18 protein-coding genes are annotated in these 20,987 nt (G+C 62.4%); 7 read left to right on the forward strand and 11 right to left on the reverse strand.

What is annotated here, in order from left to right; all coding sequences use genetic code 11:
- Positions 1-4: 4 nt before the first annotated feature.
- From pcnB to CLU94_RS16135, 4 genes are all read right to left on the reverse strand, one after another.
- On the reverse strand, positions 5-1,378 hold the full coding sequence (pcnB, locus tag CLU94_RS16120) for a polynucleotide adenylyltransferase PcnB (protein ID WP_099666347.1): 1,374 nt from the start codon (positions 1,376-1,378) through the stop codon (positions 5-7).
- The gene (locus tag CLU94_RS16125; protein ID WP_099668341.1) at positions 1,371-2,042 is read right to left on the reverse strand and encodes an HAD family hydrolase; all 672 of its coding nucleotides are present in this window, start codon (positions 2,040-2,042) and stop codon (positions 1,371-1,373) included. Before CLU94_RS16125 ends, pcnB begins: the two co-directional genes overlap by 8 nt.
- Entirely contained in the window at positions 2,042-2,710 is a 669-nt protein-coding gene (hda, locus tag CLU94_RS16130; protein ID WP_034746045.1) for a DnaA regulatory inactivator Hda, read from the reverse strand. The genes CLU94_RS16125 and hda overlap by 1 nt, the downstream gene beginning before the upstream one ends.
- A gap of 77 nt (positions 2,711-2,787) precedes the next feature.
- A complete protein-coding gene (locus CLU94_RS16135; protein WP_099666348.1) occupies positions 2,788-3,870 on the reverse strand; it encodes an AI-2E family transporter in 1,083 nt (360 codons plus the stop codon).
- 188 nt (positions 3,871-4,058) lie between these two features.
- On the opposite strand from CLU94_RS16135, the gene purM reads away from it, so the two are divergent.
- Positions 4,059-5,102, forward strand: a complete 1,044-nt coding sequence (gene purM / locus CLU94_RS16140; RefSeq protein WP_077408694.1) for a phosphoribosylformylglycinamidine cyclo-ligase — start codon at positions 4,059-4,061, stop codon at positions 5,100-5,102.
- A gap of 67 nt (positions 5,103-5,169) precedes the next feature.
- Here purM and CLU94_RS16145 read toward each other — a convergent pair whose 3' ends face one another.
- Positions 5,170-6,501 (reverse strand): MFS transporter, encoded by a 1,332-nt coding sequence (locus CLU94_RS16145; RefSeq protein WP_099666349.1) that lies wholly within the window; start codon positions 6,499-6,501, stop codon positions 5,170-5,172.
- A gap of 121 nt (positions 6,502-6,622) precedes the next feature.
- Positions 6,623-8,239 (reverse strand): GMC family oxidoreductase, encoded by a 1,617-nt coding sequence (locus CLU94_RS16150; RefSeq protein ID WP_099666350.1) that lies wholly within the window; start codon positions 8,237-8,239, stop codon positions 6,623-6,625.
- 163 nt (positions 8,240-8,402) lie between these two features.
- Here CLU94_RS16150 and CLU94_RS16155 point away from each other — a divergent pair, with 163 nt between their 5' ends.
- On the forward strand, positions 8,403-9,239 hold the full coding sequence (locus CLU94_RS16155; protein WP_099666351.1) for an IclR family transcriptional regulator: 837 nt from the start codon (positions 8,403-8,405) through the stop codon (positions 9,237-9,239).
- On the opposite strand, the gene CLU94_RS16160 is transcribed toward CLU94_RS16155, so the two are convergent.
- The 5 genes from CLU94_RS16160 to CLU94_RS16180 all read right to left on the reverse strand — a co-directional run bounded on the left by CLU94_RS16160 (position 9,236) and on the right by CLU94_RS16180 (position 15,196).
- Entirely contained in the window at positions 9,236-10,462 is a 1,227-nt protein-coding gene (locus CLU94_RS16160) for a 6-phosphofructokinase (RefSeq protein ID WP_099666352.1), read from the reverse strand. The two genes, CLU94_RS16155 and CLU94_RS16160, sit on opposite strands and share 4 nt — an antisense overlap.
- A 118-nt stretch (positions 10,463-10,580) precedes the next feature.
- Positions 10,581-12,629 carry a sodium:solute symporter family protein gene (locus CLU94_RS16165; RefSeq protein WP_099666353.1) on the reverse strand — a complete coding sequence of 683 codons (2,049 nt, stop codon included), beginning with the start codon at positions 12,627-12,629 and terminating at the stop codon, positions 10,581-10,583.
- Positions 12,626-12,940: a DUF4212 domain-containing protein gene (locus tag CLU94_RS16170; protein WP_099666354.1), complete on the reverse strand. Its 315-nt coding sequence runs from the start codon at positions 12,938-12,940 to the stop codon at positions 12,626-12,628. Before CLU94_RS16170 ends, CLU94_RS16165 begins: the two co-directional genes overlap by 4 nt.
- On the reverse strand, positions 12,933-14,465 hold the full coding sequence (locus tag CLU94_RS16175) for a sensor histidine kinase (protein WP_257218840.1): 1,533 nt from the start codon (positions 14,463-14,465) through the stop codon (positions 12,933-12,935). Before CLU94_RS16175 ends, CLU94_RS16170 begins: the two co-directional genes overlap by 8 nt.
- Positions 14,462-15,196, reverse strand: coding sequence for a response regulator (locus CLU94_RS16180; RefSeq protein WP_034746066.1), 735 nt, complete (start codon positions 15,194-15,196; stop codon positions 14,462-14,464). The genes CLU94_RS16175 and CLU94_RS16180 overlap by 4 nt, the downstream gene beginning before the upstream one ends.
- A gap of 240 nt (positions 15,197-15,436) precedes the next feature.
- Between CLU94_RS16180 and recA the strand changes: the two genes are divergently transcribed.
- From recA to sucC, 5 genes are all read left to right on the forward strand, one after another.
- Positions 15,437-16,543, forward strand: coding sequence for a recombinase RecA (recA, locus tag CLU94_RS16185; protein ID WP_071321836.1), 1,107 nt, complete (start codon positions 15,437-15,439; stop codon positions 16,541-16,543).
- Positions 16,544-16,681: 138 nt separating this feature from the next.
- The gene (recX, locus tag CLU94_RS16190; RefSeq protein WP_099666355.1) at positions 16,682-17,137 is read left to right on the forward strand and encodes a recombination regulator RecX; all 456 of its coding nucleotides are present in this window, start codon (positions 16,682-16,684) and stop codon (positions 17,135-17,137) included.
- A gap of 229 nt (positions 17,138-17,366) precedes the next feature.
- Positions 17,367-18,905, forward strand: a complete 1,539-nt coding sequence (locus CLU94_RS16195) for a class I SAM-dependent methyltransferase (protein WP_099666356.1) — start codon at positions 17,367-17,369, stop codon at positions 18,903-18,905.
- Between the two features lie 267 nt (positions 18,906-19,172).
- Positions 19,173-19,733, forward strand: coding sequence for a DUF2889 domain-containing protein (locus tag CLU94_RS16200; RefSeq protein ID WP_077408684.1), 561 nt, complete (start codon positions 19,173-19,175; stop codon positions 19,731-19,733).
- Between the two features lie 78 nt (positions 19,734-19,811).
- Complete coding sequence (sucC, locus tag CLU94_RS16205) at positions 19,812-20,981, forward strand: ADP-forming succinate--CoA ligase subunit beta (protein ID WP_034788653.1); 1,170 nt, start codon at positions 19,812-19,814, stop codon at positions 20,979-20,981.
- The last annotated feature ends 6 nt before the right edge of the window (positions 20,982-20,987 follow it).

Below are 20,987 nucleotides of genomic sequence, written 5' to 3' on the forward strand. Positions count from 1 at the left end.
GCGTTTACTCGCCGCTGGTGCTGCCGCTGGTCGAGCCGCCGGTGCCCGTCTTGCTGCGCGTGCTGCGGCGTGGCGGACGCTTCTTCTTGACGGCGCCCGGCGCGGCATTGGCGCTGACGAGCAGCGCTTCGCGCGTTTCCTCGTCGCCTTCGTAGAAGGCCGTCCACCATTCGCCGATGTCCATGTCGATCTCGCCCGAGGCGCAGCGCAGCAGCAGGAAGTCGTAGCCGGCGCGGAAGCGCAGGTGCTCCAGCAATTTATACGGCGCCTTGCCGACGCGGCGCTCGAAGCGCGGCTGCATCGACCAGATGTCGCGCATGTCGGAGCCGATCTTGCGCTGCAAGGCCAGTTTTTCCGTTTGCGAATCGAGCACGTCGTCGGCCGCGAGGTGCAGCGCGGGGATGGTCGATTCGCCGGCGGCGCGGTAGGCCGTCCATTTTTCCAGCACCTGGTGCCACAGCAGCGAGGCAAACAGGAAACCCGGCGAGACGGTCTTGCCGGCGGCGATGCGGGCATCGGTGGCGTCCAGCGCCAGGGTGACGAATTTCGCGCCCAGCGGCTGCTCCAGCACCACGTCGAGCAGCGGCAGCAAGCCGTGATGCAAGCCTTCCTTGCGCAGTTGCTGCAGGCAGGCCAGCGCGTGGCCGCTCATCAGCAGTTTCAGCATCTCGTCGAACACGCGCGGCGCGGGCACGTTGTTGATCAGCGGTGCCATGATGGGGATCGGCGCGGCCGTGTGCGGCTCGATGGTGAATTTCAGCTTGGCGGCAAAGCGCACCACGCGCAGCATGCGCACGGGGTCTTCGCGGTAGCGCTCTTCCGGCTTGCCGATCATGCGCAAGGTCTTGGCGCGGATGTCTTCCACGCCGCCGTGGTAATCGAGCACTTCCTGCGTGGCCGGGTTGTAGTACATGGCGTTGATGGTGAAGTCGCGGCGCAGCGCGTCCTCGTGCTGCAAGCCGAAGGTATTGTCGCGCAGGACGCGGCCATGTTCATCCTTGGGCGCGGAATCGGCGCCGGCGCCGCGGAAGGTCGTCACTTCCAGTAAATCCTGGCCGAACATCACGTGCACGATCTGGAAGCGCTTGCCGATGATGAAGGCGCGGCGGAACAAGCGCTTGACCTGTTCCGGCGTGGCGTTGGTGGCGATGTCGAAGTCCTTGGGTTTGACGCCCAGCAGCAGGTCGCGCACGGCGCCGCCGACGACAAAGGCCTCAAAACCCGCTTCCTGCAGGCTGCTGGTGACGCGGATGGCATTCGACGACACCAGTTTCGGGTCGATTCCGTGTTGCGCAGGACCGAGCACGATGGGTGCCGTGGTGTCGCGCGCTGCCTCTTTTTTAACGCCGAGGATCTTGCGGATGAATTTTTTAATCATTGAATAAGTGGAGTGATGGCCAGCCGTGGAGGGATGCGTGTGCGCTCAAAGCGGTATTGGGATTGGTCGCGACAGGGTGGGTCACGACCGACAGCAAGGGAATGTCGTTGTGCGAATCGCTGTAAAAATAGCTGCGCTCGAACTGCCCCAGTTCCTTGCCCATTTTTTCCAGCCAGGCATGGGTGTGGGTCAGCTTGCCCGCGCCCAGGGTCGGTGTGCCGACCAGCTTGCCCGTGACATTGCCTTTGTCGTCATACTCGGGCATGGCGGCCAGCAGGTGTTCGACGCCCAGCGCATCGGCGATGGGTTTGGTGATGAAATGGTTGGTGGCCGTGACGATGGCCAGCAGGTCGCCCGCATCCTGGTGCTGTTTCAGCAGGGCCACGACTTCGGGGCGGATGGCCGGCATGACCACTTCTGCCATGAATTGCTTGTGCAGCGCTTCCAGGCGTTCGCGCGGAAACTGCGCCAGGGTGCCCAGGGAAAATTCCAGGTATTCCACCGGATCGAGCGTACCGGCCTGGTATTGCGCGAAAAATTCGTCGTTGCGACGGGTGAATTCGGCGGCGTCCACGGCACCGATGCGTACCAGGAATTCGCCCCACTCGTGATCCGAGTCGATGGGCAGCAGGGTGTGGTCGAGGTCAAACAGGGCCAGATTCATCATTCTTTCGCTTCCGCCTGCAGCAACTCGCGCAACAATGGCAAGGTGATCGGGCGTTGGGTTTCAAGGGAGTAGAGGTCGAGAGAGTCCAGCATCGTCGACAGCGAACGCATGTCGCGCCGGAAATGGGACAGCAGATAGGGTAACACGCCGGGCGACAAGGTCAAGCCGCGGGTGGCCGCGGCCTGGGTCAGGGCGGCGATTTTTTCATCGTCGGTCAAGCCGTGGATTTGATAGATCAGGCCCCAGCCCATGCGTGTGCGCAAGTCTTCGCGCACGGGCAGCACGGCTGGCGGCACGGCGCCGCTGCACACCATGAACGCCTTGTTGGCGCGGATTTCATTGAACAGGGCAAAGGCATCGATCTGCGCCAGCGGCGACAGCTTTTCGCAATCGTCGAGCAGGTACAGGTCGACGTCGGGCGAATACACGAATTCGGACTCGATCGAGAATGGCGAAATGTAGCGCGCGCGCTCGGTGCTGGCCAGGGCCTTGAGCAGGTGGCTCTTGCCGGCGGCCAGTTCGCCCCACAGGTAGGCAAAATGTTCGCGCGAAGTGCGCGCGGCGAACTGGCGCATCAGCTGCGCCACTTCGGCATTCTGTCCCACCTCGAAGGTATCGAGGCTGTGCGCCTGGTCTGTGCCTAAATCGAGCACCAGTTGTTTCATGGCGTACGCCTTGTCCTGTTTTTCATTACTGCTTGTGCATCATTGGTATTGCCAGGTTGATATGATATCCGCTTTTATTATGCATTATAGAAGGTGCTGGACAGGTAGTGGCGTCTTAGATGCTTAAAAGCGACCATCAACACGGCAGAAGCGGGTAAAGCGAGCAGTACGCCGACGAAACCAAACAGTTGCCCGAAAGCCAATAAGGCGAAGATCACGGCCAACGGGTTCAGGCCGATGCGTTCGCCTACCAGGCGCGGCGTGAGGAAAAAGCCCTCGATGACCTGGCCGCAGCCGTAGATGACGGCCACGGCGATCACGCCGCTCCAGTCGGCGAACTGCAGCAGGGCGGCGATCAGCGCCAGCATCAGCCCCAGGCCGAAGCCCAGGTAGGGGATGAACACCAGCAAGCCCGTGATGATGCCCACAGGCAATGCCACTTCGAAACCGGCGATGGCCAGCGCCGCCGAGTAATACGTGGCCAGCACCAGCATGACGAGCAACTGGCCGCGCAGGTACTGCGCCAGCAGGGTGTCGACTTCCTGCGCCATGCCCACCGTGCGGCCCACCCAGCGGCGCGGCACGGCGGCGGCGATGCGCGCCAGCATGGGATGCCAGTCCAGCAACAGGTAGAACAGCACGACGGGAATCAGCACCACGGTGGCCAGCCAGCCCAGCACGGCCGTGCCGCCGATACGGGCCGAGGCCAGCACGGTGCTCCAGATTTCATCGCCGCTGGTGGCCATCTGCTGGCTCAGCATGCGTTTGATGCCCGTGCCATCCAGGCGCACGCGGATGCCCAGGTCGCGCAGTTTCGGCGCCAGGAACTCGTTGGCCTTGCTGAGAAATTGGGGAATCTGCGCCTGCAGCAAGGGAATTTCCTTCTGCAGCACGGGCACGACGATCAGTACCAGCGCCGTAATGGCGAGGAAAAACAACACTACGACGACCAGCACGGCCAGCGGACGGGGCAGGTAAAAGCGCTTGTAATGCAGGCGTTGCAATCGGTCCACGCCGGGATTGAGCACGTAGGCGAGGATGGCGGCGGCCAGGAAGGGCGTCAGGATGGGGCCCAGGCTGACGAGCAGCAGCAGGAATGCCAGCCAGACCGCGATCCAAAATGCTGTTTGCTTCTGTTCGGCGGTGATGGCGAATGGCATGGAGTTTGTGCTGTTGCGTTAAAAAAAGGCAGTTAATTACGAAATGGCGGGGCAGTTTGATAAAATAGCGACTTGATCGACCGAATTCACCCGCTGGCGTCCTGCCGCACGATGTTGAAAAACATGCTTGCGCGCGCGTGCCGGCGGGTATCCGCCTTCTATTTTACCGCCTCCGCTGCCACCACACCATGAACCAGACTTCTAATGTTTCCCTTTCCTACCGTGACGCTGGCGTCGATATCGACGCAGGCGACGCTTTAGTCGAAGCAATCAAGCCGTTTGCCAAGCGCACCCTGCGCGAAGGCGTGATGGGCGGCCTGGGCGGTTTTGGCGCCATGTTTGAAATCAGCAAGAAGTACAAGGAACCGGTGCTGGTCTCGGGCACCGACGGCGTGGGCACGAAATTGCGCCTGGCATTCGAACTGAACCGCCACGACACGGTCGGCATCGACCTGGTCGCCATGAGCGTCAACGACATCCTGGTGCAAGGCGCCGAACCGCTGTTCTTCCTCGATTACTTCGCTTGCGGCAAGCTGGACGTGGCCATCGCCACCGACGTCATCAAGGGCATCGCCCAGGGTTGCGAACAAGCGGGCTGCGCACTGATCGGCGGCGAAACGGCGGAAATGCCGAGCATGTACCCGGCTGGAGAATACGACCTGGCAGGTTTTGCCGTCGGCGCCGTGGAAAAATCGAAAATCATCGACGGCACCAAGATCGCCCCGGGCGACGTGGTGCTGGGTCTGGCTTCGTCGGGCGTGCACTCGAATGGTTACTCGCTGGTGCGCAAGATTATCGAAGTGGCAAAACCGGACCTGGAAGGCGACTTCCATGGCCGCAAGCTGGCCGACGTGCTGATGCAGCCGACGCGCATCTACGTCAAGCCATTGCTGGCGCTGATGGACGCCATGGAAGTCAAGGGCATGGTGCACATCACCGGTGGCGGCCTGGTGGAAAATATCCCGCGCGTGCTGCAGCCTGGCCTGGTGGCCGAGCTGGACTCGAAATCGTGGACCATGCCACCGCTGTTCACGTGGCTGCAACAGCACGGCGGCGTGGCTGACGCCGAGATGCACCGCGTCTTCAACTGCGGCATCGGCATGACCGTCATCGTTTCGCAGGAAAACGCGGACGCCGCCATCGCCCAGCTGCAAGCGGCCGGCGAAACCGTCTCGCGCATCGGCACCATCCGCGCCCGCGTGGGCGACGAGCACCAAACGATTGTCATCTAAGTCTTAGTCGACATAAAAAAGGCAGGCACTCGCGAGAGGCCTGCCTTTTTTTACGTCCCGATGGCGCTTACCTTGCGTGCGCCGGCTTCATGCGCCCATCCGGCTGCGAGCCGCCCCTGCCGATCATGGCCACGCTGACGGCCGAGACGAGGGACGCGAACAGGATGTAGCCGACGATGTGCCACGGTTCGCCATTGCCCGTTTTCAGCAGGTAGGTGGCGATGATGGGCGTCAGGCCGCTGGCGAAGATGCCGGAGAACTGGTAGACGAAGGAAATGCCCGTGTAGCGCACCTTGGCGTCGAACAGGTCGCAGAACAGGGCCGCTTCCGGGCCGTACACGGCCGAATACAGCACGCCCAGCGGGATGATCACGGAACACCACAGCAGCAGCGGATTGTCGGCGTGGTTGAGCATGATCCAGAAGGCGGGGATGGCCGACACGCCCGTGATCAGCGAACCCCAGAAAAACACCTTGGTGCGGCCGATGCGGTCCGACAGGCGGCCGAAGAACGGGATGCAAAAGCACATCACGACGGCGGACGCCATCACGCCCATCAGTGCTTCCGTGCGGGCGATCTTGATGGTATTGGTCAGATAGGTGATGGAAAACACGCCGAAGATATTGAAGAACACGCCATCGATATAGCGCGCGCCCATGCCTTTCAAGACATTGCCCGGATAGCGTTTCAGCAGGTCGAAAAACGGAATCTGCGTCTCCGCGTTCTTTTCCTTGACGGCCTGGAATTCCGGCGTTTCCATCACGTTCAAACGTATCCACATGCCGATGAAGACGAGGGCGGCCGACAGGATGAAGGCCACGCGCCAGCCCCAGGACAGGAATTGCGCATCGCTCAAGCTGTACGACAGGATCGCCACCACGCCGGAAGCGAGGCACAGGCCGATGGCCAGGCCGATCTGCGGCAGGCTGGCGTAAAAGCCGCGCTCCTTGGGTGGCGCATATTCATACGCCATCAGCACGGCGCCGCCCCACTCGCCACCGAGGCCGATGCCCTGCAGCACGCGCAGGAACAGCAGCAAGCCGGGCGCCCAGTAGCCGATGTGGTCATACGTGGGCAGCACGCCGATCAGGAAGGTGGATATGCCCATGATCATCAGGGTCATCACCAGCATGCTCTTGCGGCCAATCTTGTCGCCGAAGTGGCCGAAGATCACGCCGCCGATGGGGCGCGACAGAAAGCCCACGGCGAAGGTGCCGTAGGCCAGCATGGTCGAAACGAGCGGATCGCCGCCCGGGAAATACAGCTTGCTGAACACGATGCCGGCGACGACGCCGTATAAGAAAAAGTCATACCACTCGATGGTGGCGCCGATCACGCTGGCCATCACGACTTTCCGTAGCTCTTTGGCTTTTTTCGGATTGTTGGGATTGTTGTCCATATCTAGTCTCCAATCGATATCGATTATGTATTTTTTGATGCTGGGCTGCTTGCCGAGTCATTGGGGGCGGGCCGGTCTGTCCGCCGTTGGCATCCTCCTTGCTGGGAATGGAGCGGGTGGGTCAGGCCGCCTGCGGCAGCCGCACGGCGTCCGCCAGGATCATGTCGGCCGCTTTTTCCGCGATCATGATGGTGGGCGCGTTGGTGTTGCCCGAGACGATTTCCGGCATGATCGACGCATCGACCACGCGCAGGTTCTGCATGCCGTGCACGCGCAGGCGGTCGTCGACGACCGCCATGGCGTCATGGCCCATCTTGCAGGTGCCGCTAGGGTGGTAGATCGACTGGCTGAAACGGCGCGCCGCATCCAGCAGTTCTTCATCCGTCTCGAACTGCGGGCCGGGCACGAACTCGGCAATGATGTGCGGCGCCAGCGACGGCGCGGCGGCGATTCTGCGCGCCACGCGCAGGGCGGCGATCGCCGTGCGCTGGTCGCGCGGGTCGGACAGGTAGTTCGGGTGGATGCCGGGATAGGCGAGCGGATCGCTGGACTTGATCGACACGTGGCCACGGCTGTGCGGGCGCAGCTGGCACACGGACGAGGTGAAGGCGGAAAACGGATGCGCGCCTTCGCCCGGCTTGTCGGCGCTCAGCGGCTGCATGTGGAACTGGATGTCGGGCCGCTCCACCTCGGGAGAGGACTTGGTAAATACCGTCACCTGGCTGGCCGCCAGGGTCAAAGGACCGGAGCGCGAAAACACATATTGCATGCCCACCCACAGCTTGCCCCACAGGCTGTTGACTTCATCGTTCAGGGTTTTCAAGCGCGTCTTGAAGACGAGGCGGATTTGCAAATGGTCTTGCAGGTTCTGCCCCACGCCGGGCAAGTCGTGCACCAGCGGCACGCCGACTTCCTCGAGCAGGGCGCGCGGACCCACGCCCGAGCATTGCAGGATTTGCGGCGAGCCGATGGCGCCCGCGCATAAAATCACTTCGCCGCTGGCGCGCGCCTGGCGCAGCTGGCCATCCTGCCGAAACTCGATGCCGACGGCGCGCTTGCCCTCGAACAGCACGCGCGTGATCTGCGCGCGCACTTCCACGCGCAGGTTGGCGCGCTTGCGGGCCGGCCGCAAGAAGGCTTTCGCCGTGCTCCAGCGCAAGCCCTTGCTGGCCGTCTGCTGGAAGTAGCCGACGCCTTCCTGCGTGGCGCCGTTGTAATCGGCATTGAAGGGGATGCCGCTTTCCGTGGCGCCCGCAATAAAGTGTTCCGCGATGGGACGGCGCAGGCGCAAGTCCGACACCTTCAATGGGCCACCGACGCCGTGGTAATCGCTGGCGCCACGTTCCTGGTCTTCCGATTTTTTAAAGTAGGGCAGCACCTCGGCATAGCTCCAGCCAGCATTGCCCAGCTCGGCCCAGCGGTCGTAGTCCTCTTTCTGGCCCCGCACGTACAGCAAGCCGTTGAGCGAGCTGGAACCGCCCAAGACCTTGCCGCGAGGCCATTGCAGCTGGCGCCCGGCGATGCCGGCGTCCGCTTCCGTGCGGTAGCACCAGTCCAGATTCGGGTCGTGCATGGTCTTGAAATAGCCGACCGGCACGTGTATCCAAGGATTGTTGTCCTTGCCGCCCGCTTCCAGCAGCAATACCTGATTGTTGCTGTCGTGCGACAGGCGGTTGGCCAGTACGCAGCCGGCCGAACCGGCGCCGACGACGATGTAATCATAGTGTGTTTGCAACATGGTGCTTGTCTCCTGCGTTGCGGTATCGCGCTGCCTCGGCGGGCGTTTTTTGCGATACACTAGTCTTTATTGATTATTTTTGGAACGTCTTGTTCCATTTATAAAAGACGTGCAGCACCGGGACAAGCGGAAACAGCCGCATACGCGAGAGGTGAAACAGAACATGCATGATGCGTTTCAAAAACGGCCGGCCGAGGCCGAAGAAGGTAGCCAGGCGGCGCCCAGCACGGCGGCCAGCCATGGCGACGAGGCGCGGGGCTTGCGCGTGCTGCGTCTGATCGAGCACCTGGCCAGCGCCAGCCAGCCCTTGACCCTGTCGCAACTGGCCGCACGCATGCAGGTGCCCAAGGCCAGCATGATGCGCCTGCTCGATACCTTGGAGCAACATGGTTATGTGCTGCGCACGCCCGTGGGACGCGGTTACGTGCCCGGTGCCGCGTCCACCAACCTGGCGCTGGCGACTCTGCGCAATAATGCCCTGATCCGCGTGAGCCGCAGCATCCTGGGGAGCCTGGTGGCGGCCACGGGCGAGACGTGCAACTTGGCCATTCCCGAGGGCAATGCGATCGTCTACGTGGACCGTGTGGAAACCCAGGAACCGTTGCGCCTGCACCTGGTGCTGGGCACGCGCGCGCCCATGCATTGCACGGCGAGCGGAAAATTATTCCTGGCGCATATGACCTTGCTGGAGCGGCGCGAGTTGCTGGCCATGCTGACCCTGCAGGCGCGCACGCCGAAAAGCATCACGGATCCCGCGCTGCTGGAACGCGAGATCGTGCGCATCGCCCGCCTGGGCATCGGCATCGACGACGAGGAATTCGTGCACGGCATGGTCGCCGTGGCCGTGCCCATCTGCGCGGCCGACGGGCGCATCGTGGCGGCCGTGGCCTGCCACGCGCCCGTGGCGAGAAAGTCCGTGGAGCAACTGCTGCAGCACGTGCCGCAGCTCAAGGAGGCGGCTGTCAAGCTGCGGCCGCTGTTGCTGGCGGAAAACAGCTAGGGCTTGAGCACCTTTGCCACCTTGGCCGCGCGCAGGCGGAACGCATCGGGCATGCCCGAGCCCAGCAGCGGGCGCAGATACAGGCGGAACGCATCCGTCACGTCCGTGCCGCTGGCGCTGATGAATTCGTCTTCCATGGTGCGCGTCTTGCCTGCTACCTCGGTGAGCGGCAGCAACTCGTAATCGACGGAATAAAAGCCCGTGCGCTTGATGGCGACGGAACCATCGCGCTCGCCCCACATGGCGAACTGCACCGCCTTCTCGCCCACTTCGCGGGCTTCGCGTTGATCTACATCAGAGACGCAGCCGATGAAGGAGCGCTGCAGATAGCCGAAGGTATCGCCGCGCACGCGCTTGATGCCCAGTTTCGCCTTGATCGCGTCGCACAGCAGGTCGGCCAGCGCGCCCGTGCCGGACAATTGCACATTGCCGTGCGCATCGTGCTCGACCGCATTGCCCGCCTGTGTGGCCAGCAGGCTGGCGATCGGCTCGCCCGAGGCATCGTGGATGCCTTCCGACACGGCAATGACGCAGCGGCCATGTTTTTCATACATGGCCTTCACGTCGACGAGGAATTGATCCAGCGCAAAGACACGCTCGGGCAGGTAGATCAGGTGCGGGCCATCGTCGGGGAACTTCTTGCCCAACGCCGAGGCGGCCGTCAAAAAGCCTGCGTGGCGGCCCATTACCACGCCCACGTAGACGCCGGGCAAGGCCGCGTTGTCGAGGTTGGCGCCGGCGAACGCTTGCGCGACGAAGCGCGCGGCCGAGGGAAAGCCAGGCGTGTGGTCGCTGCCCACCAGATCGTTGTCGATGGTTTTCGGAATGTGGATGCAGCGCAGCGGATAGCCGGCCTTGTGCGCTTCCTCGCTGACGATGCGCACCGTGTCGGACGAGTCATTGCCGCCGATGTAAAAGAAATGCTCGATTTCATGCGCGCGCAGCACTTCGAATATCTGCTGGCAGTAGGCAATATCGGGCTTGTCGCGCGTGGAGCCGAGCGCCGACGAGGGCGTGGCGGCCACCAGTTCCAGGTTATGGCTGGTCTCCTGCGTCAGATCGACGAATTCTTCATTGATGATGCCGCGCACGCCGTGCAGCGCGCCATACACGCGCGTGACATGTTGGAAGCGCCGTGATTCGAGCACCACGCCCACCAGCGACTGGTTGATGACGGCGGTGGGACCGCCCCCTTGGGCGACAAGAATTTTTCCAGACGGCATGGGATTTCCTCGTAAGTGGAACGGCCCTCCAGCCTACTCCTTTTTTGCCGGGGCGCAGTTTTTTCCGATAGTTCTGTCGCGGAATTTCTCCATTTCATCCCTTGGCCTGGATGCGCTGTCATTCCGGCGCCCGGATATGCTCGACCAGCCCCGTACTGCGGCGCCCTGGCGCCGGCGTCAGCCAGCTGACCAGCACGGCGGCGGCCAGGCCTGCCGGCACGCCGAAGATGCCTGCGGAAATGGGCGCGATATGAAACCATTGACCGCTGGCATTACCGCCCAGCATGGTGCTCGTGTGCAGCATGTAATACAGGCACACGCCAAAGCCCGCCAGCATGCCGGCCAGCGCGCCCTGGTGGTTGGCGCGTTTCCAGAACACGCCCAGCACCAGCGGCGGAAACAGGGTCGAGGCAGCCAGGGAAAAGGCCACGCCCACGAGCGACAAAATGTCCGCCGGCTTTTGCGAGGCCGCATAGGCGGCGATGAAGGCCACGGCCAGCAGCAGCAATTTTGAAATCGTCACGCGCTTTTGCGTCGAGGCGGTGGGATCGACCACCTTGTAATAAATGTCGTGCGACAGGGCGTTCGAAATGGCCAGCAGCAAGCCATCGGCCGTCGACAGGGCGGCAGCCAGGCCGCCGGCCGCCACCAGGCCTGAAATCACGTAGGGCAGGCCGGCGATCTCGGGCGTGGCCAGCACCAGCACGTCGGCGTCGATGGAAATTTCCGCCAGTTGCACGATGCCGTCGCGGTTGACGTCGACGATGCTGATCAGGGGGCTGAGCTTGTCCACGTTGGCCCAGTAAGATACCCAGGTGGGCAGGTTCGTGTATTGCGTGCCCACCAGCGCCGAGTAAATATCGTACTTGACCAGCACGGCCAGTGCGGGAATCGTGAGGTAGATCAACAAGATGAAGAACAGGGTCCAGAAGACGGAGACGCGCGTTTCGTGCACGGACGGCGTGGTGTACGATCGCATCAGGATGTGGGGCAGGGCGGCCGTGCCCAGCATCATGCAGAACACGAGGGCCAGGAAATTGTTGCGCTTGATGTCGGATTGTTCCCGGTCGGCGGCGGGAAACGGCTGCGCGTGCGGAATGATCGGCTCGGCGCGTTTCTGGTTTTGCGCCTGCGCCGCCTGCCACAGCACGCGTGCCTCGTCCGGACTTTTCGGATAGGCGATCAGGTAGCGTTCCGCGTTGCGGATGTCGAACAGCGAAGCATTGCGCTGGCGCAAACTATCGAGCTGGCGCTGGGCCGTCAGATGGCCTTGTTCCCAGGAAGCGGGCAAGCCGTCGATGCGCGCCTGGTAGCTTTGTGCGCGCTGGCGGAAGATGGCGCGCACTTCGTTTTCTTTTGGATCCGTTTCCAGCACGTGTTCGCGCGCGCTCAGTTGCGGCAGCACCTTGCCGTAGGCGATCTGCGGCACGGGATTGTCCGCATGCTTGACCGACAGCCACATGGCGGGAATCAGAAAGGCGACGAGGATGATGATGTACTGCGCCACCTGCGTCCAGGTGATGGCGCGCATGCCGCCCAGAAAGGAGCAGACGAGGATGCTGGCCAGGCCCAGGAAGATGCCGACGGAAAAATCCACGCCCGTGAAGCGCGAGGCGATCAGGCCGACGGCATAGATCTGCGCCACCACATACGTAAACGAGACGATGATGGTGGCGGCCACGGCCACCACGCGCACGCTGGCGCCCCGTTTGTCGGTGCCGCTGCCGTAGCGGGCGGCGAGGAAATCGGGAATCGTGTACTGGCTGAACTTGCGCAGGTAGGGCGCGATCAGCAGGGCCACCAGGCAATAGCCGCCCGTCCAGCCCATGATGAAGGCCAGGCCGTCGAAGCCGTTCAGGTACAGGCCGCCGGCCAGGCTGATGAAACTGGCCGCCGAAATCCAGTCGGCGGCCGTGGCCATGCCGTTGAACATGGCCGGCACCCGGCGCCCCGCCACATAGTATTCGGTGACGTTCGAGGTGCGGCTGATGACGCCGATGGTGGCGTACAGGGTGATGGTGACGAGCATGAACAGGTAGCCGATCCACGCGCGCGGCATGCCTTCCTGTTCCAGTACCGACAGGGCCAGCAGGAAGGCGGCGAAACCGGCGGTAAACAGCAGGTAGTAGCGGCACAGGCGCGCAAAGAAGCTGCGTTGGCCGCTCATGCTTGCTCCTCGGCATGAAACGCCCGGTCGAGGCGCCGCATGCGCCAGGCATACAAGGCGATGATGGCCAGGTACACGAGCGAGGCGCCCTGGGCCGCCATATAAAAGGGCAGCGGCCAGCCGAACAGATTCAAATGTAACAGTTCGCGCGCATAGAACACGGTCAGGAAGCCCGTCAGCAGCCAGACCAGCAGCAGGATGGCCGTCAGGCGCCGCGTCTTGCGCCAGTGCACATCGAGGCGCGCCTGCAGCTCGGGGCTGGGCGTGCGCGCCGGCCGCGCGGGGGGAGCGGGTGGGCTCGGCTTATCCATACGTGATGTCATCCTCTTCTGGCGCGTCCGGCAACAGCAGGGCGATGCTCAGGCGCAGCAGGGTGCCCGGCAGCTTCGGCGACTGCGCGCGCGGATTGTTAAAAATATCGACTTCGGCGCCATGCTGCTGGGCAATTTCGCGCACGATGGCCAGGCCCAGGCCGCTACCGTCGACGTTGCTGCCGAGAATGCGGTAAAAGCGTTCGAACACGTGCGCCCGCTCTGCCTGCGGTATGCCGGGGCCCGTATCTTCCACTTCCAGGATGGCCAGTTCCAGGGTGCTGCGCACGCGCACCGTGACGCTGCCGCCAGCCGGCGTGTAGCGCAGGGCATTGTCGATCAGGTTGCTCAGCAGCTCGCGCAGCATCATGGCATTGCCGGAAATCATGATCGAATACGCGGGCTGCTCGAAGCCCAGGTCGATATGCTGGGCAAACGAGGCTTGCACCCAATCCTGCACCACGCCGCGCGCCAGTTCGCTCAGCTCGATCGGCTCGAACGCCGTGCCCGCCTGCGGCTGGTTTTCCGCGCGCGCCAGGGCCAGCAACTGGTTCACCAGGCGCGTGGCCGCTTCCGAACTTTTCGCCAGTTGCAGCAGCGAGCGGTGGATTTCGTCGTGGTCGGTCTGGCGCAGGGCCAGCTCGGATTGCATGCGCATGCCGGCCAGCGGCGTTTTCATCTGGTGCGCGGCATCGGCGATGAAGCGCTTCTGCATGTCGATCGACAGCGACAGCCGCGCCAGCATCTCGTTGAGCGAACCGACCAGCGGCGTGATTTCCTCGGGTACCTGGCCCGATTCGATGGGCGATAAATCGTCGGGTGGGCGGGCGCGTATGCGTTCCTGCAATTGCGCCAGCGGCGACAGGCCGCGCGCCAGGGCAAACCAGACCAGGGCCAGGATCACGGGCAGGATGATGAACTGCGGCAAAATCACGCCCTTGATGATTTCATTGGCCAGTTGGGCGCGCTTTTCCAGGGTTTCCGCCACTTGCACCAGCGCGCGGCTGGGTTCATCGTCGTTGCCGGAAGGAATGTCGAGATAGCTGAACGCCACACGCACGGGCGTGCCGTGGATGGTGTCGTTGCGAAACAGCACCATGCCGCTGCGGTATTTGTCGGGGTCTTGCGGCGGCGGCAGATCGCGGTCGCCGTTCAGGTATTCGCCGCGCGGGCCCACCACCAGGTAATACAGGGTGTCGACATCGTCGCCGCGCAGGAAGTCGCGGCCCTTGCCGTTTTTGTCCGGCACGTGGCGCAGCATCGCGCCATCGGCTTGCTTGACCTGTTGCGTCAGCACCGTCACGCTGTCTTCCAGCGCATGGTCGAACGGTTGATTGGCGATGCTCTTGGCCACCAGATAGGTGATGGCGATGCTCATCGGCCACAGCAGCAGCAAGGGCGCCAGCATCCAGTCGAGGATTTCGCCGAACAGCGAATGCTCGATGGTGTCATCCTGCTCCGTGGTGGGCGGCTCGAACCAGTCGTCGTCGTCCGCCTCGTCCACTGGCGCCTCGCGCGCCTTCACTTGCTGGCGGGTCCGCTGGCCGGGCTAGCCGATTCGCCCGCTTCGGCGTTCAGGCGCGCCGCTTCCGAGTATTTTTCCAGGCAGTATCCGAGGCCGCGCACGGTGGCGATGCGCACGCCGCCCACTTCGATCTTCTTGCGCAAGCGGTGGACATACACTTCGATGGCGTTGTTCGACACTTCCTCGCCCCATTCGCACAGGTGGTCGACCAGTTGCTCTTTTGAAACGAGGCGGCCCGTGCGGCCCAGCAGGATTTCCAGCAAGCCCAGTTCGCGCGCCGACAGGTCGAGCATCTGGTCGTTGATGTAGGCGCTGCGCCCCACCTGGTCGTAGCTGAGGGGGCCGTGCTTGATGATGGTGGCGCCGCCGCCGGCGCCGCGGCGCGTCAGGGCGCGCACTCTTGCCTCCAGTTCCGACAAGGCGAACGGCTTGGCCATATAATCATCGGCACCGAGGTCGAGGCCATTCACGCGTTGCTCGATGGAATCGGCGGCCGTCAGGATCAGCACGGGCAGCAGCGAGGCGCGCGCGCGCAGGCGGCGCAGCACTTCCAGCCCGGACATCTTGGGCAAGCCCAGGTCGAGGATCAGCAAGTCGAATTCCTGGGTGGACAGGGCCGTATCGGCCTCTTGCCCGGTCTTGACGTAGTCGATCGCATAACCGGACTGGCGCAGCGAGCGGGTCAGGCCATCGGCCAGCACGCTGTCATCTTCGGCAAGTAAAATACGCATGGTGCACTTCCTATGCTTGCGACGGTAGAAGCTTGTATTGTGTTTCATTTTCCGCAAGGTGGCGAATTTTTGTGAAAAACAGGGTTGTATTGATCTGTTTCAAAACAAATCCACGTTCCGCTTGCATTGATCACTGTTTTTTTATACAGTACTGTCTGTGTAAAGAATTTAACCCACTGGCGCTATCGCAGGCCGAGCGATTCACGTGAATCGTCGACTGTAGAACGGCTGAAAGAACATATGGACGATAAAAAAGCTGTAGTACCCGCATCGGAAAAAGCCAAGGCGCTCGCCGCCGCACTGGCGCAGATCGAGAAGCAGTTTGGCAAAGGTTCGGTCATGCGCATGGATGCCAGCGCACCGATCGAAGAAGTGCAAGTCGTGTCGACCGGTTCGCTCGGCCTCGATATCGCGCTGGGCGTGGGCGGCTTGCCGCGCGGCCGCGTGGTAGAGATCTACGGCCCGGAATCGTCGGGTAAAACCACCCTGACCCTGCAAACCATTGCTGAAATGCAAAAACTGGGCGGCACCTGCGCCTTTATCGATGCCGAGCACGCGCTCGACGTCGGTTACGCGCAAAAGCTGGGCGTGAACCTGCATGAACTGCTGATCTCGCAACCGGATACGGGCGAGCAGGCGCTGGAAATCTGCGACGCCCTCGTGCGTTCGGGCAGCGTCGACCTCGTCGTCATCGACTCCGTGGCCGCACTGACGCCACGCGCCGAGATCGAAGGCGACATGGGCGATTCCCTGCCGGGCTTGCAAGCCCGTTTGATGTCGCAAGCCCTGCGCAAGCTGACCGGCTCCATCAACCGCACGAATACCCTGGTCATCTTCATCAACCAGATCCGCATGAAGATCGGCGTGATGTTCGGCAGCCCGGAAACGACCACCGGCGGCAATGCGCTGAAATTCTACGCCTCCGTGCGCCTGGATATCCGCCGCACCGGCTCGATCAAGTCCGGCGATGAAGTGATCGGCAACGAAACCAAGGTCAAGGTCGTCAAGAACAAGATCGCGCCGCCGTTCAAGGAAGCGCACTTCGACATCCTGTACGGCGCCGGCACCTCGCGCGAAGGCGAAATCCTGGACCTGGGTTCGGATGCCAAGATCGTGGAAAAATCCGGTTCGTGGTATAGCTACAACGGCGAACGCATCGGCCAGGGCAAGGACAACGCCCGCGCCTTCCTGCAAGAGCGTCCGGCGCTGGCCCGCGAGATCGAAAACAAGGTCCGCGCTTCGCTGGGCGTGCGCGAACTGCCGCCGCTGGCTGCTGAAAAGCCGGAAAAAGCGGATAAAGCTGCCGACAAGGCTGCCAAGGCTGCGGAAGCCAAGGCCGCCGAGTAAGCGACAGTGGCGGGGCCCGCCTGGCCCGCCGGCGGCAGCTTGCCGCATAAAAAAGTTCTACAATGATTGCCGCCCTGCGCCTGTGCGCCTGGCGGCAATTGTGTTTTCAGTCCGGTGTGGTAAAGATGGGATACGGGTATGGCAGCGGTACAACTGAGCCTGAAGGGCAGGGCGCTACGCTTTCTGTCGATGCGCGAACACAGCCGCATGGAATTGCGGCGCAAGCTGCAGCGCCATGCGCAGGAGAGCGACGATGTGGAAGCCTTGCTCGACAGCCTGGAGCAAGCCAACTGGCTGTCGCAGGAGCGTTTTTCCGAGTCGCTGATCCACCGCCGCTCGGCCCGTTTCGGCAATAGCCGCATCATGGCGGAATTGCAAAGCCATGGCATTGGGGGCGAGGCGTTGCAGGAACTCAAGGCGGGCCTGGCCGAAGGGGAAGTGGCGCGCGCCTGCGAAGTGTGGCGCCGCAAATTTGGTGCAGTGGCGCAGGATGCCGAGCAGCGCAACAAGCAGATGCGCTTCCTGATGCAGCGCGGCTTTTCCCAGCGCGCTGTGCAGGTGGCGTTGAAGGGACTCGAGCCCGACGAGGACTAAGGCCGTCGTGCGCGCACTGGCGCTCCCGTATGCCGCCAGACAAGGTCGCTTTGCCGCTCCTGCCGTCTGCTTTGCGCCCTGGCCATGACGCGGCCGTCGCGCCGCGCGGCCGTGAACTGCGCTTTCAAATGCCCTCTGTTCGCGCTACTGGGCGCCCGCGATATCGGGTATTCTGGCGCTCGAACCCGGTGCGCTGCGTGCACCGCCACTGATCGAGACAGGAAGCGCAATGAGCAACTGGAATGCCGGCTATATGGCCGAGGTCGCCTATACCTATGGCTATTACGAAGAATTGAATCCCCTGCGCCTGCGCCTGCCCCTGCTGGCCGCCGGCCTGGTCCTGCCTGCCAATGGCACGGCTTGCGAACTGGGCTTCGGCCAGGGCGTCAGTGCCAACTTCCATGCTGCGGCGTCCGCCACGCGCTGGTATGGCAATGATTTCAATCCGGCCCAGGCGGCCTATGCCCAGGAACTGGCCAGCGCCGCTGGCGCCGGGGCGCAGTTCACGGACGAATCGTTCGAACAGTTTTGCCGCCGCGATGATTTGCCCGATTTCGATTTCATTTGCCTGCACGGCATCTGGAGCTGGATTTCGGCGGAAAACCGTGTATTGATCGTGGACTTCCTGCAGCGCAAGCTGAAAGTGGGCGGCGTCGCCTACCTCAGCTACAACACCCAGCCTGGCTGGGCCGCCATGATGCCGATGCGCGACTTGCTGACGGAGCATAGCCGTGTCATGGGGGCGCCGGGGCAAGGCGTGCTGGCGCGTATCGACGGCGCCATCGATTTCGTCGACAGGATGATCGCCACGAAGCCGCGCTATCTCGAGGCCAATCCCCTGCTGGCCGACCGCTTCGAGAAGCTGAAATCGTTTGAACGTCATTATGTTGCACACGAGTATTTCAATGCGGACTGGCAGCCGATGGCTTTTTCCCAGGTGGCTGCCATGTTGAGTGAAGCCAAGCTGGAGTTCGCCGCTTCCGCCACCTACACCGAGCATGTCGACATGCTCAATCTGACGGCCGAGCACCAGCAATTCCTGGCCGAGATTCCTGATCCCATCTTCCGCGAAACGACGCGGGCTTTTCTGATCAACCAGCAATTTCGCAGGGATTACTGGATCAAGGGTGCACGCACGCTGACGCCGTTCGCCCAGGCCACGGCCTTGCGGGCCGTGCGCGTGATGCTGGCGGTGCCGCGCGATACGGTGGTGTTGAGCGTGCATGGCGTGCTGGGCGATGCCGATATGGATGAGCGCGTGTATGGGCCCGTGCTCGATGCGCTTGCCGATCACCGTGTGCGCACGATCGGGGAACTGGAGCAGCAATTGGCTGGCACGGAAGCCAGCCTGGCCGCCTTGTTGCAGATCATGCTGATTCTGATCAGCAAGGGCAGTGTCTACGCCGTCCAGGACGATGCCGACATTGCCGTGGCAAGGCCGCAGACGGCGCGCCTGAATGCGTATTTGCTGGAGCAGGCGCTGGCAAGGTCCGACCTGTACAGCCTTGCCAGCCCGATGACGGGCGGCGGCGTGTTTGTACCGCATTTACAACAGCTGTTCCTGTGGGCGAAAATGCAAGGATGGCAAGAGCCGCAGGACTGGGTGCGCGAGACATGGCCCGTGCTGATACGCCTGAAGCAGTTGCTGTCGAAGGATGGGCAGCCCTTGCTGACGGAGGAAGAGAACCTGGCCGAGCTGTGGGAGCATGCCCGCCATTTTGCCGAGCGTACCTTGCCGGTTTTGCGCGCGCTGGGCGTGACCGACTGAGGCACGGTGTTGGCGTGTCCGCGCCATGCCGCAAGTTATGCGAATCGCGAATGATCGTCATTGATCTTGCGATTTGCATCAATAATCGCAGGCAGGCGAGCAGACCGGTGAAAAATTATGTTGCGGCGCAACCAGCGCCCAGTGTGCTACACTTTTAGGGTTTTTGCGGCGCCGCAGGTGCGGTTGCTGTTCGTAGAAGCTGCGAACAGAGTGCTTTAGGCACATGGCTGCTTACTAAATTATGGCCGCGCAAGCGGCATCGGTCTTATGCCCCTGTCAACTCCCGTATCCCGGCGCGCCCTCCGGCACTCCCGCGTTATCGACGTCCAAGCGTATGTGCGCGACGACGGCCTGTGGGATATTGACGCCCGTATCACCGACATCAAAAGCTATGACGCGACCCTGGCCTCCGGCCCCCGTCCCGCCGGCTCCCCCCTGCATGACCTCCACTTACGCATTACCGTCGATCGCGAACTGACCATCGTCGAGGCCGAAGCCGCCTCCGATGCCGTGCCCTATCCCGGTTTTTGCGATACCATCGGCCCCGCTTACAGAGCGCTGATCGGTCTGAATTTATTGAAGAATTTCCGCCGCGACTTGAAACAGCGCCTGGCGGGAATCGCCGGCTGTACCCATTTGACCGAACTGGCGCAAGTCTTGCCGACTGCGACGGTTCAGGCATTTGCCGGCGATGTCTGGTCGACCCGTGACGGTGCGAATGCTGACTTGTCGCATGAAAAGCCGTTTCAACTCGACAAATGCCACGCCCTGCGCACCGATGGCGGGGCGGTTGCACAGTATTACCCGCGCTGGGTAGCCAAAGCGTGACCCCGGCGCTCTGTTTTTCCTGTTTTTTTTGCACCACTAACCGTATTTTTACACATCAGTATCAGAAGGGAAGCCAGCATGAAAATCCATGAGTATCAAGCCAAAGAAATCCTCCGGCAATTCGGAGTGACGGTACCACGCGGTATTCCGTGCATGTCCGTCGAAGAAGCCGTCAAGGCTGCGGAAACCCTGGGCGGCCCGGTGTGGGTTGTCAAGGCGCAGATCCACGCAGGTGGCCGCGGCAAGGGCGGCGGCGTGAAAGTGGCAAAATCGATGGAACAGGTCAAGGAATACGCTGACCAGATCATGGGCATGCAGCTGATCACGCATCAGACCAGCGCCGAAGGCCAGAAAGTCAACCGCCTGCTGGTGGAAGAAGGCGCCGACATCAAGCAAGAACTGTACGTTTCGCTGGTCACCGACCGCGTCACCCAGAAAATCGTCCTGATGGCGTCGTCCGAAGGCGGCATGGACATCGAAGAAGTGGCCGAGAGCCACCCAGAGAAGATCCACCACGTCACCATCGAGCCGAGCGTTGGCCTGACCGATGCCCAGGCAGACGACATCGCGACCAAAATCGGCGTGCCTGCCGGTTCCATCGTCGACGCCCGCGTCAACCTGCAAGGCCTGTACAAAGCATACTGGGAAACCGATTGCTCGCTGGCCGAAATCAACCCGCTGATCGTCACCGGCAGCGGCAAAGTCATCGCCCTGGACGCCAAGTTCAACTTTGACCCGAACGCCCTGTTCCGTCATCCGGAAATCATCGCCCTGCGCGACCTGGACGAAGAAGATCCAGCTGAAATCGAAGCGTCGAAATTCGACCTGGCCTACATCTCGCTCGATGGCAACATCGGTTGCCTGGTGAACGGCGCCGGCCTGGCCATGGCCACCATGGACACGATCAAACTGTTCGGCGGCGAGCCAGCCAACTTCCTGGACGTCGGCGGCGGCGCCACGGCAGAAAAAGTGACCGAAGCGTTCAAGATCATGCTGAAAAACCCAGGCCTGAAAGCCATCCTGGTGAACATTTTCGGCGGCATCATGCGTTGCGACGTGATCGCCGAAGGCGTTATCGCCGCGGTGAAAGCCGTTTCGCTGAACGTACCGCTGGTGGTGCGCATGAAGGGCACCAACGAAGACCTGGGCAAAAAGATGCTGGCCGATTCCGGTCTGCCTATCATCGCAGCCGACACCATGGAAGATGCAGCCAAGAGCGTCGTTGCCGCCGCTGCCGGTCAAGCTTAATTAAGG

The sequence above is a fragment of the Janthinobacterium sp. 13 genome (genome assembly GCF_002749695.1).
Lineage (GTDB): Bacteria > Pseudomonadota > Gammaproteobacteria > Burkholderiales > Burkholderiaceae_D > Janthinobacterium > Janthinobacterium kumbetense.

Excerpts from the sequence above, each read along its gene's own strand:
- CLU94_RS16195 (WP_099666356.1), top strand. The coding sequence starts at position 17,367 with ATGAGCAACTGGAATGCCGGCTATATGGCCGAGGTCGCCTATACCTAT.
- purM (WP_077408694.1), top strand. The coding sequence starts at position 4,059 with ATGAACCAGACTTCTAATGTTTCCCTTTCCTACCGTGACGCTGGCGTC.
- CLU94_RS16165 (WP_099666353.1), bottom strand. The coding sequence starts at position 12,629 with ATGAGCGGCCAACGCAGCTTCTTTGCGCGCCTGTGCCGCTACTACCTG.
- CLU94_RS16150 (WP_099666350.1), bottom strand. The coding sequence starts at position 8,239 with ATGTTGCAAACACACTATGATTACATCGTCGTCGGCGCCGGTTCGGCC.
- CLU94_RS16170 (WP_099666354.1), bottom strand. The coding sequence starts at position 12,940 with ATGGATAAGCCGAGCCCACCCGCTCCCCCCGCGCGGCCGGCGCGCACG.
- CLU94_RS16200 (WP_077408684.1), top strand. The coding sequence starts at position 19,173 with ATGCCCCTGTCAACTCCCGTATCCCGGCGCGCCCTCCGGCACTCCCGC.
- recA (WP_071321836.1), top strand. The coding sequence starts at position 15,437 with ATGGACGATAAAAAAGCTGTAGTACCCGCATCGGAAAAAGCCAAGGCG.
- CLU94_RS16155 (WP_099666351.1), top strand. The coding sequence starts at position 8,403 with ATGCATGATGCGTTTCAAAAACGGCCGGCCGAGGCCGAAGAAGGTAGC.
- CLU94_RS16145 (WP_099666349.1), bottom strand. The coding sequence starts at position 6,501 with ATGGACAACAATCCCAACAATCCGAAAAAAGCCAAAGAGCTACGGAAA.
- recX (WP_099666355.1), top strand. The coding sequence starts at position 16,682 with ATGGCAGCGGTACAACTGAGCCTGAAGGGCAGGGCGCTACGCTTTCTG.
- sucC (WP_034788653.1), top strand. The coding sequence starts at position 19,812 with ATGAAAATCCATGAGTATCAAGCCAAAGAAATCCTCCGGCAATTCGGA.
- CLU94_RS16135 (WP_099666348.1), bottom strand. The coding sequence starts at position 3,870 with ATGCCATTCGCCATCACCGCCGAACAGAAGCAAACAGCATTTTGGATC.
- CLU94_RS16125 (WP_099668341.1), bottom strand. The coding sequence starts at position 2,042 with ATGAATCTGGCCCTGTTTGACCTCGACCACACCCTGCTGCCCATCGAC.
- hda (WP_034746045.1), bottom strand. The coding sequence starts at position 2,710 with ATGAAACAACTGGTGCTCGATTTAGGCACAGACCAGGCGCACAGCCTC.
- CLU94_RS16160 (WP_099666352.1), bottom strand. The coding sequence starts at position 10,462 with ATGCCGTCTGGAAAAATTCTTGTCGCCCAAGGGGGCGGTCCCACCGCC.
- CLU94_RS16180 (WP_034746066.1), bottom strand. The coding sequence starts at position 15,196 with ATGCGTATTTTACTTGCCGAAGATGACAGCGTGCTGGCCGATGGCCTG.
- pcnB (WP_099666347.1), bottom strand. The coding sequence starts at position 1,378 with ATGATTAAAAAATTCATCCGCAAGATCCTCGGCGTTAAAAAAGAGGCA.